The 1162-nt window shown below is 36.7% G+C and carries 1 protein-coding gene; it reads left to right on the top strand.

What is annotated here, in order from left to right:
• Positions 1 to 258 precede the first annotated feature (258 nt).
• Positions 259 to 1056, top strand: coding sequence for a DUF975 family protein (locus ACMZ6U_RS10460; protein WP_416108349.1), 798 nt, complete (start codon positions 259 to 261; stop codon positions 1054 to 1056).
• Positions 1057 to 1162 lie beyond the last annotated feature (106 nt).

Genomic DNA, 1162 nt, shown 5'->3' on the forward strand with positions numbered 1-1162 from the left:
CTTTCCATCAGCTTTTTGACTTTTCTTAGTTTATATTAAAACATACTTAATTTTCAAAGAACCTCTTGTTTTCAGCCAGTATCTTTTGTAGTACACCTTATCTTTAAGAGTGTTACCAAAGTCTTTTCTAGGTCTAAAAGTTTTGGGAATAAGAAAAACAAGCATACCGTAAACCCGTTGTTTGTAGCATTACTTCCAGGCTTATGTTACAATACCTCTATAATAACTGTTCCCTCTTTCGCATAGATTGGAGATTTTATGATTAGAAGTATCAAACAACAAGCAAAAGTCTTAGTCAAAGGCCTCCCTGGGAAATATTCCCTCTTTATTCTACCGATTATCCTAAGCATTGTTAATATTACTATCTCTTATAGAGAGACTACTATTGATAGTATAGACACTCAGGTTAGTCTTTCAGCTACTATTTTTCCACCATTAGTCACTTTCTTAATAGCCTTCTTTACGATCTCAGCACTTTATACCATGCTTGAAGTGGTTCGACAAGAGCGAAAAGCTGTCGAATTTGGGGACTTAATGCAAAGTTTCTCAGGCGGTCGCTTTGCTAAATTATTTGTCACTCTGCTTGTGCGCAACCTCCTTATACTACCTTGGGCTTTCTTATTTGGTATCGGAATGGGCTTAATGCTTGGCGTTATGATTGTCTCTAGCGTCGGTGTCATTATCACCTTGCTTGGTTTAGTCCTCATGGTTGCAGGGATGATTCTAATCATTTGGAAATCCAACCAATATTCTCAAACTGAATTTGTCATTTATGACCAAATCGCTCAGAATCGCTATCAAGGACCACTAGCAGCTATCAAAGAAAGTAAACAATTGATGAAAGGGCATGTTTTTGAACTATTCAAACTTTACTTGAGTTTCATAGGCTGGTACCTTCTTACTTTCCTTACCCTCGGACTTGTTTCCATTTACCTTATCCCTTACATGACAACAACACGCGCTGTTTATTACCAATATTTATTAGAACAAAATGGTGCTCCTACTACCAAATACCAAGGCGGTCCTATCCAAGAGTCACCTTTTGATGTTCGCTAAGAAATCTTGAAGTTCTCTTTCTATTAAAAATAGGAAATGAGACATCAAAAGAATAACAAAGGATGCTGGGCAAAAGTCTCAAAAATAGAAAATAGCTTAGAATTGG

This window comes from Streptococcus pluranimalium (assembly GCF_047785745.1).
Classification (GTDB): Bacteria; Bacillota; Bacilli; order Lactobacillales; family Streptococcaceae; genus Streptococcus; species Streptococcus pluranimalium_B.

What these genes read in the sequence shown, in the direction of transcription:
- ACMZ6U_RS10460 (WP_416108349.1), top strand. Translation starts at nt 259, where the DNA reads ATGATTAGAAGTATCAAACAACAAGCAAAAGTCTTAGTCAAAGGCCTC.